The organism is Streptomyces sp. NPDC047515 (assembly GCF_040643055.1).
Taxonomy (GTDB): domain Bacteria; phylum Actinomycetota; class Actinomycetes; order Streptomycetales; family Streptomycetaceae; genus Streptomyces.
Genome location: NZ_JBEYTM010000114.1, coordinates 1 through 8,682 on the forward strand (window position 1 = coordinate 1; position 8,682 = coordinate 8,682).

At 67.9% G+C, this 8,682-nt stretch carries 9 protein-coding genes and 1 pseudogene; 3 read left to right on the top strand and 7 right to left on the bottom strand.

Annotated elements, in window-relative coordinates; genetic code table 11:
• Positions 1 to 503: 503 nt before the first annotated feature.
• Positions 504 to 860, top strand: a pseudogene (locus ABZ826_RS38160) (ATP-binding protein); the annotation flags it as partial.
• Here ABZ826_RS38160 and ABZ826_RS38165 read toward each other — a convergent pair.
• The 3 genes from ABZ826_RS38165 to ABZ826_RS38175 all read right to left on the bottom strand — a co-directional run bounded on the left by ABZ826_RS38165 (position 814) and on the right by ABZ826_RS38175 (position 2,383).
• Positions 814 to 1,332: an IS5 family transposase gene (locus ABZ826_RS38165; RefSeq protein ID WP_361459049.1), complete on the bottom strand. Its 519-nt coding sequence runs from the start codon at positions 1,330 to 1,332 to the stop codon at positions 814 to 816. The pseudogene ABZ826_RS38160 and the gene ABZ826_RS38165 overlap by 47 nt on opposite strands.
• A 54-nt stretch (positions 1,333 to 1,386) precedes the next feature.
• Positions 1,387 to 1,920 (bottom strand): hypothetical protein, encoded by a 534-nt coding sequence (locus ABZ826_RS38170; protein ID WP_361459033.1) that lies wholly within the window; start codon positions 1,918 to 1,920, stop codon positions 1,387 to 1,389.
• Positions 1,921 to 2,077: 157 nt separating this feature from the next.
• Positions 2,078 to 2,383 carry a hypothetical protein gene (locus ABZ826_RS38175; protein ID WP_361459035.1) on the bottom strand — a complete coding sequence of 102 codons (306 nt, stop codon included), beginning with the start codon at positions 2,381 to 2,383 and terminating at the stop codon, positions 2,078 to 2,080.
• 779 nt (positions 2,384 to 3,162) lie between these two features.
• Between ABZ826_RS38175 and ltrA the strand changes: the two genes are divergently transcribed.
• Positions 3,163 to 4,629 (top strand): group II intron reverse transcriptase/maturase, encoded by a 1,467-nt coding sequence (gene ltrA, locus ABZ826_RS38180; protein WP_361459037.1) that lies wholly within the window; start codon positions 3,163 to 3,165, stop codon positions 4,627 to 4,629.
• On the opposite strand, the gene ABZ826_RS38185 is transcribed toward ltrA, so the two are convergent.
• A complete protein-coding gene (locus tag ABZ826_RS38185) occupies positions 4,616 to 5,107 on the bottom strand; it encodes a transposase (RefSeq protein WP_361459039.1) in 492 nt (163 codons plus the stop codon). The two genes, ltrA and ABZ826_RS38185, sit on opposite strands and share 14 nt — an antisense overlap.
• 33 nt (positions 5,108 to 5,140) lie before the next feature.
• Positions 5,141 to 5,725, bottom strand: a complete 585-nt coding sequence (locus ABZ826_RS38190; protein ID WP_361459041.1) for a DinB family protein — start codon at positions 5,723 to 5,725, stop codon at positions 5,141 to 5,143.
• Between the two features lie 5 nt (positions 5,726 to 5,730).
• On the opposite strand from ABZ826_RS38190, the gene ABZ826_RS38195 reads away from it, so the two are divergent.
• The gene (locus ABZ826_RS38195; RefSeq protein ID WP_361459043.1) at positions 5,731 to 5,859 is read left to right on the top strand and encodes a hypothetical protein; all 129 of its coding nucleotides are present in this window, start codon (positions 5,731 to 5,733) and stop codon (positions 5,857 to 5,859) included.
• 100 nt (positions 5,860 to 5,959) lie between these two features.
• Here the strand turns inward: ABZ826_RS38195 and ABZ826_RS38200 are convergent, their stop codons facing one another.
• A complete protein-coding gene (locus tag ABZ826_RS38200) occupies positions 5,960 to 6,619 on the bottom strand; it encodes an HAD family phosphatase (protein ID WP_361459045.1) in 660 nt (219 codons plus the stop codon).
• Between the two features lie 98 nt (positions 6,620 to 6,717).
• Entirely contained in the window at positions 6,718 to 8,472 is a 1,755-nt protein-coding gene (locus tag ABZ826_RS38205) for a beta-galactosidase (RefSeq protein WP_361459047.1), read from the bottom strand.
• Positions 8,473 to 8,682 lie beyond the last annotated feature (210 nt).

The following is an 8,682-nucleotide window of genomic DNA, read 5'->3' on the forward strand; positions in this document are numbered from 1 at the left end:
GACCCTAGACAAGTCCCATCGTCGCAGGTCAGGAGCACTCTTCGCGTTTCCGATCACGCATCGGACACCCGGCCACGCGAAAGCCCGAGGCTAAGCCGGTGGCGAAAGAGTGGAGGCCAGGAAGCTCCTCGGCTTGCACGCTGACGACCCAGTCCTTCAGATGCTGGCCGGTCCGAGTGGAGAGGATCTCGGCGAAGCTGCGGACGAGACGGTGGGCTGCCGTGAGTTCCGGGCAGCGGGTGAAGACTTCGGTCAGCTGCTCACCCTCACTCTCCGAGAGCCGGTCGGGGCGACGCGTGATCCACCCAGTGACTTGCCGGGCCCCTCCCTGTCACCGCCTTGCCCGCAGGCACTCCCGGGTCGGCGACGGTGACGTTTCTGCACGAGTGGCGTCTTGCCCACCTACCACCGGACACCAGGCCGCTGCCCTCGGTGACCCCCTATGACCAGTTGCTCCGACGCCGTCGCGGCAGCGGCGGCACCCACCCAGAGGGAGAAGCCCAGTGACCCTGCCCCGCCAGCGAGGCTTGACCGAGCAGACCGCCGACGCCGCCTGCCGCATGCTGCGGCTGCCGTCGATCCGCCACGAGTTCTCCGACATCGCCGACCGGGCGGTGAAGGACCAGATGACCTACCGCGGCTTCCTCGCCGAGCTGCTGATGGCCGGGTGCGACGACCGGGCCCGCCGCCGCTCGGAGCGGCGGATCAAGGCAGCCGGCTTCCCGAGGGAGAAGTCGCTGCGGACCTTCGACTTCGAAGCCAACCCGAACATCGACCCGGCCACCATCCACACCCTCGCCTCTTGCGAGTGGATCAAGAAGGGACAGCCGCTCTGCCTGATCGGCGACTCCGGCACCGGCGCAGCGATAGCGGCCTCTGTCCCTGTTCACATGCCAGATGGATCTTTGTGGTCCACCCTCCACGGGACCGGCCAAGACCATGGTCATCGGGTTCCACCTGGGTGCCACCCGGAGGTTCCTTTTGGGCTTGCCCGTCCCTACGGACGCCCGCCGCGTGCTGGTGGGCCCGGCAGATCGTCGAGTCGACGTTGACTTCCCAGGTGATCAGCCCCGCCGTGTCCGCCCGGGCTTGCAACCCAGTCAGCACAACCGCCCAGACACCGTCACGCTGCCAGCGGCGAAAGAGCCCGTAAACCGTCTGCCACGGACCGTACTCCGCCGGTAGATCCCGCCACGGGGCACCAGTTCGGACCCGCCAGCGAATTCCGTCGATCAACTGCCGCCGGCACACAGGCGGCCTGCCCAGCACAGCGACAGGCAACAGCGGCTCAAGCGCCGCCCACTGATTATCTGAAAGGTCACCTCGTCCCACACCGAGATCATCACGGCGCAAGGCGAGACACTATGCCGAGTTCTGAAAAACGGCCTATCGGGTCAGCGTCTCGAAGCCGACATCATCGCAGTACTTCACGACACGCTCCAGCGCTTCGGAGTCGCCACTGTTCATCGCTGCCGCCGTCGACTCCCCCAAAGTGCGGCCTCCTCCGACGGCCTCATCCCGGAGCGGCTGCATCGCGAGAAAGGCGTCCTGTGCAACGGCTCCGACCTCGTCGTACCCTGTCGAGTCCACTGTGTCCGTGCGTGCAGCGTTTTGTGCCTTCTGCCACGTCCCCAGCTGCATGCAGTAGTTCTCGCGCTGCTCGGTCAGCCACTGCTCGTCCGTGCCGGTGGAAGAGGAGCACCCCGCCGTCACCGCCATCAGAGCGAGGACTGGGACTACGACTTTGAGCCCGCGCACCACGTTGCCCCCGGCTGTAACTACTACGTCCGCTCGACGCCTGCACCTGTAACTCCCGCAGCAGGATACCCCCGTGGAACACCTCGGCCGCCGCAGCACTTGCTGACTGGACGCGCTCTTCATGGTGATCAGCGACCTCGATGACTCCGACGACACCTTCATCGTCAGCCACCCGGTGAGAATTCGTGTGGCTGGCCTCGTTGGCCGTCGTGGAAGAAGTCGGCTATGAGTTCATTCGCTGTGACATCCCTACGCGCAAAGGGCACCAGGTCAGTCCGGCCCGCCCAGCACAACAATGCAGCAGCCGTCACAAACATCGTCAGCGTGTTGCGCCGCCCGTCCACGCCAAGATCTCCGCGGCGCCATGGCGGACAGTCGCCTCACCGTCCCCAGCGAGCTGCACGCAGACTGCCGCAACGTCAGGCAGGCTGTCCGCTCCGGCGAGGGCGTCATCCACCCCGGTCTGCATCCAGTCGGCATGGCTGTGGTCGGCCACGGCGAGCGCCAGAGCTATGAGTCGCACCGCTGCCAGCGTCCCCACCCGGGCCAGGGCGTCTGCCGTCTGTCGAGTCACTGCCGTGTCCTCGGCGTCCAGCAGCAGTGCCAACAACACTTCCGCTGCCACAGGGGCAGCAGCAAAGGGAGCAAGGTCACGCCCGGCACGAACACGCTGCGACGACGAAGGGGACAAAGCCCCATCCAAGGCCGTATGCAGCCCGATCATCCAATCCGACACAGCCAGACACTCTCATGCCCCCACCGAGAACATCGAACCTGGACCGAAGCCCTCTCCAGGCTTGACGAAAACCATAGGTGCGCCGTGAAGCGCGAGTTGTTCGAGTGGCGGTGAAAGGACGCCACCGCCGTCCTGTCGCAGCAGGGCGGTCGAAGCTGAGGGCAGCCCGACCCGGGAGGTGTCGGGAAGGGCGGCAAGCGGCCCTGACAAAGCCGGGACGTATCAGCACTGCCAGATGGTGCGGGTCCGGCAAGCAAGACGGAAAGAAGTATGCGAGGAACCGGCGTTGACGCCTCCTTACTCGTCACCAGCTCGAACCTGGCGGATCTGGGCTGGATGCGGTGCGTCCCCACCTCTCCAGGAGGTGAAGAACTTCCTGGACGGTTGCTATGTGTCGTCCGGGGAGGCCACGACGAAGTGCTGCGGGGTAGTCGTGGCGATGCCGCGGGGGTATAGCCGGGCTCCTCCTCCGTCGATCGAACAACACGTGAACACGGGAACCGTTCCGGTTCTGACCTGCGACAACGCCGGCAGCGTGGTTGCAGGCTGGGCCCACCGTCGGCCGACCGGGCCGGGACGGGGCGGAGCCGCCGTAGTACTCCGAGCCGGGGAAAGCCCGGCACATTGGGGAAGGGCGGCAGCCGAATCAAGAAGGGAGGGAGACTGCAATGCCGAAAGACACACCGCTGAACAGCGGTGCACCGGAGACCCCGATGGGGTCTCACCAGTGGGTATCGGGGATGCAGGCCAAGCTTCACCGTTGGGCGGCGGCCGACGAGGGCCGCAGGTTCGACGATCTGTTCAACCTCGTGTGCGCCCCGGCGACGCTGCTGGTGGCGTTCAAACGGGTCGCGGGAAACAAAGGGGCCAAAACGCCTGGAGTGGACGGCCCCACGGCCGTCAACGTCGAGCGCGCGATTGGTCCTCAAGGGTTCCTGGAGGATCTTCGACACATACTCAAATCGGGTGACTTCTGCCCGCTGCCAGTGCGTGAACGCAAGATTCCCAAGCCCGGCGGCAGTGGAAAGGTGCGCAAGCTCGGCATCCCGACCATCGCTGACCGAGTGGTCCAGGCAGCCCTCAAGCTGGTGCTGGAGCCGATCTTCGAGGCCGGCTTCAAGCCGGTCTTCTACGGCTTCCGACCCCTGCGGCGGGCACACGACGCGATCGCCGAGATCCACTTCTACGGCACCCACGGCTATCGGTGGGTCCTGGACGCGGACATCGAGGCGTGCTTCGACTCGATCGATCACACGGCCCTGATGGACCGAGTGCGAGACCGGGTCAAGGACAAGCGCGTGCTGCGGCTGGTCAAGGCGTTCCTCAAGGCCGGCGTCCTCACCGAGGACAACAACCGCGAGGACACCATCACCGGCACTCCGCAAGGCGGCATCCTCTCCCCGCTTCTGGCGAACATCGCCTTGTCAGCGCTCGACGAGCATGTGACCCGGCCGTGGGAGCCGAACGGGGAAATGGCGACCAGCCACCTGCGCAGGCGCCGCCGTGCCACTGGACGTCCGAACTGGCGAATCGTCCGCTACGCGGACGACTTCGTTGTCCTGACCGACGGTGAACGCGACGACGTCGAAGCGCTGCGCGAGGACATCGCCGATGTGCTGCAACCGCTTGGCCTTCGTCTCTCGGAGACAAAGACGCAGGTGGTGCACATGTCGGAAGGGTTCGACTTCTTGGGGTTCCGCATCCAGTGGCGCCGCAAGCGAGGAACGGACAAGTGGCACGTCTATACCTTCATCGCTGACCGGCCCATCCGGCAGCTGAAGGACAAGATCCGTGCCCTGACGAACAGAACGTCGCAGCAGAACCCCAGGGACGTGCTGGTCAGGCTCAACCAGATCATGCGCGGCTGGGCCAACTACTTCAAGCACGCGGTCTGCAAAGCCACCCTGAGCTCCCTGGCCAGCTTCACGTGGCACCGGGTGATCAGCTGGTGGATGGCACTGCATCGCTGGAAGTGGAAGGACGTCCGCCGACGCCTCACCGACCACAACGGACGGTGGCAAAGGCCCTCGGCAGACGGGACCGAACTGTTCGACCTCCAGGCGGTGGCGGTCACCCGCTACCGCTACAGAGGCAACACGATCCCCACCCCCTGGACACGCCTCAACCACGCCTAACGGCAGAGTCCGTGGAGAGCCCGGTACTCGGAGACGGGTACGCCGGGTTCGGCGAGCGGCACGGAGAAACGGACCGGTGGCAACACCGGCACCGCGCTCCGTGCCGACTCAACAGGCACCTTTTGGCACGAACGGAGGCCGCGTCGACGATCGCCGAGGTCCAGTCCACCTCGCCCCGGGCCCCGAGTCCGTCCAGCACCGCCCGGTGCAGCCGACGCCACAGGCCGGCCTCGGTCCATACCGTGAAGCGGCGATGCGCGGTGGCGGGCGACGTGCCGAACGTCGGCGGCAAATGCCGCCAGGCACAGCCGCTGGTCAGCACGTACACCACTGCCATGAACACGGCCCGCTCGTCACACGGAGCGGTCCCACCACCTTGCGGACGAGCAGCGAACGACGGCAGCAACGGGGCGGCCAGCTCCCAGAGTTCATCAGGAACCAGACGCTTCGAGAGATCAGCACCCACGACCGGCATCATGCCGCACGAACATCAAGACACGTGAGACAACCTCTAAGCCTTGATCGGTGCGGCCGACCTGGCGGCCTGCTCGATCTTCGCGCAGTAGGCTGCACGGGCTTCCTCGTCGATCTGCTTCTCGTATTCGGCGCGCAACCCGGTCCGGCCGTCGAGGCCCTCGCGCAGGATATCGGCGTGCCCGGCATGCCGGATGCACTCGCCGAGGACATGGACCATGACGGCGAACAGGTTCGTGTCGGCATAAGGTTCCGGCCACCACGGCACGTGGCCGGGGGAGTCGAGGGGAAGCTCGTTGATCGTCGCGTCCGAGCGTTCCCACGTGCGCCGGTAGAACCCGATGATCTGATCGCGGGTCTCGTCCTCGGTCGCCCACAGATCGCTGCCGTTGGAGTCCTGCCACCGGGGCAGCGGTTCCGGGGAAGGGCGGTCGAAGACCTCGCCGAAGTACCTGGCCTCGACGCTGGCCACATGTTTGACCAGGCCGAGGAGATTGGTCCCGGTCGCTGTCAAAGGTCGGCGGGCGTCGTATTCGGACAAGCCGTCGAGTTTCCAGAGCAGCGCCTTGCGGTCCCGCCGCAGTCTCCCCTGCAGGTTGTCTTTCGCGAATTCATCGATCATGCGGCATGAGCCTGCCATGGGCTGCTCGTGGTCTCAAGATCCCGTACATGGCCCGCAACGACTGGCAGAGCCGAGGCGTGGCCATGGCCGCCGCCCTGACCTGCTACAAGAAGCTCGCGAAACTTGCCACGTGAGACAACCTCTTAAGAAGTTGCCGGACGGTGGACGTCTCCCACCCCAGCGGTACGCGTCATCCTGCCCACCGGCACGGATGTCGTAGGGCTGAGGAGACGTTCACGGCCCGGCGGTCAGTCGTCGGAGCAGGGCGAGGTCCACGTCCAGCAGACTGCGCACGACGGTCCGGCGTGGTGCGGGGGTGATGGCGGTGAGCGAGGGCACGGCCACCACCCTGCAGCCTGCGGCCTCCGCGGAGGCGACGCCGGTCGGGGTGTCCTCGACTGCGACACAGGAGGCCGGGGCGGTGCCGAGGGTGGTCAGGGCCGCCCGGTAGGGGTCGGGGAACGGCTTGGTGCGCGGGGTCTCGCCCGCCGCCACCGAGACCGTGAACCAGTGCCGCCCGAGGGCGTCGAGGACGGTGTCCACGACCGGTCGTGGCGACGCCGACACCAGCGCCGTGGGCACGCCTGCGGCATGGGCCGCCGCGAGGAGTTCCACGGCCCCGGGAAGGGGGACGACCTGCCGGCGTACGAGATCCGTGAAGCGCCGTTCGAGGGACTCGCCGAGCCGGGCCGTCTCCGGGCGGTCCGGCGCGCGGGATGCGAGGTGCGCGGCGCAGTCCTCGACGGCGCGGCCGAGGACGAACGACAGGTCCGCGTCCGTGAGGGCGAGACCCAGACCGAGGGCCTCCTCTTCGACCGTCCGCAGCCAGAGTCGCTCTGTGTCGACGAGCGTGCCGTCCATGTCGAAGAGGACCGCCTGGAGTTCGGTGTGCACGGGGAGGCTCCCTGGTGGTGTGCTCGGGTGGAATGGCCGGCCGGAGACCGGGTCCGGGTGCGGGGTACGGAGTCCGGGGGCGCCGCGCTCCGGGCGGATCACTCCTCGGTGGCGCCGAGGCCGGGTGTGTCGCGCAGGTGGACGTGGCGCGTGCCTGCGGCGTGGAGTTCAAGGACGGTGACGTCGTTGGCGCCGGGTCTGAGGACGGGAGCGGGGACGTACAGGCTGGTCTGGGGGCCGCGGGACCAGTAGCGGCCTAGGGGGAAGCCGTTGATCCAGGCCAGGCCCTTGGTCCAGCCGTCGAGGTGGAGGAACGTGTCGGCCGGCTCGTCCACGACAAACGTTCCGCGGTGGAAGGCCGGCCCCACCGGCGGCCGTGCGGGATCGAAGGGCCGGTGGTCCACGGCGTCCGGGCGGTCGAGAGGCAGGGCGCGGCTGTGCCAGACGGCGGGCGGTGTCCCGTTGATCGTGGTGCGGCCGAGCAGGCCCTTGCGGTCGCGGAGCCCCGGTCCGTAGTTCACGCGCCCCTGGTTCTCGACCAGGACGGCGAGCCGGGCTCCCTGTCTGGGCACGGTGAAGGCGAGGGCATGCTCGTGGTTCTCGCGTTCCAGGACGCCGACCGGTTGCCCGTCGACGAAGACCTGGGCCCGGTCGTGGACCTGCTCGGCGTGCAGGACCACCGGTCCGGGCGTGGCCACGTCGGTCTCGTAGAGGACGAATCCGAAGGGGTGGCCGAGTTCCTCCATGGTCAGCGGCCGGTCGGCGGTCATGGGGACGCCGAGGACGTCGGCCTGTTCCAGCAGGGCGGCCGTGTGGGTGAGTTCCACCGGCCCGTACGCCGTCTTGGGAGCGACGGGGGGCAGGGGGTCCGCGGGGACGGGTGCGTGGCGGGCGATGACCTCGCGGAACGCGGCGTACTTGGGGGTGGGGGCCCCGGCCTCGTCGAGGAGGGCGTCGTAGTCGTAGGAGGTGACGGTGGGGCGGTAGGTGCCCTTGTCGTTGGCTCCGTTGGTGAAACCGAAGTTGGTGCCGCCGTGGAACATGTAGATGTTGACGGAGGCGCCGGCGGCGAGCAGGACGTCGAGCTCCGCGGCAGCGTCGGCCGGGTCCCGACGGGTGTGGATGCCGCCCCAGCGGTCGAACCAGCCGATCCAGAACTCCCCGCACATGAGCGGCCCCTGCGGCTGGTGGTCGCGCAGCGCGGCCAGCCCGGCGGTGGCGCGGGCTCCGAAGTTGGCAGTCGCCAGGACACCGTCGAGGCTTCCCCGCGCGAGGTCGGAGGGCTGGTCGCAGGTGAAGAGGGGGACGTCGACGCCGTGGCGGCGCAGCATGGCGGCGAGTTCGGCGAGGTAGGCGGTGTCCTCGCCGTGGGCGCCGTACTCGTTCTCGACCTGGACGGCGAGGATCGGTCCGCCGTTGCTGCCGAGGTACGGGTGGAGGGGTGGCAGGAGGGCGCCGAGGTAGTCGTCGACGGCGCTCAGGTAGCGGGGGTCGCGGCTGCGCGGAACGAGGTCGTCCTCGGCCAGCAGCCAGGAGGGCAGGCCGCCGCCCTCCCACTCGGCGCAGATGTACGGACCGGGCCTCAGCAGGACATGGAGTCCTTCGGCGGCGGCGGTATCGAGGAAGCGGGGCAGGTCGAGACCTCCGTCGAGGTGGAACTCCCCGCGTCGGGGGGCGTGGGCGTTCCAGGGGACGTACGTCTCGACCGTGTTGAGGCCCAGCAGCCGCGCCTTGTGGAGTCGGTCGGCCCACTGATCCGGGTGGACGCGGAAGTAGTGCAGGGCGCCGGAGATGATCCGGAACGGGCGGGCGTCGAGACGGAAGCCGTCGTCGGCGATCTCCAGACGGGACATGGCGGGTGGTGCTCCTCGGGGGCGGACCTGTCGGCTTCCGGGCAGGTGACGTGGGTGAGGTGGGTGAGATGCATGACGGGCCGGTCAGGCCGCGAGCGCGGCCTGACCGGCGTATCGGCCTAGTGTCCTGCGCCGAGAATTCGTTGAATAAGTAGACTGCTTCCATGGCGAAGATGGGGCGGCCGATGGCCGAGCTGGTGTTGTCTGAGG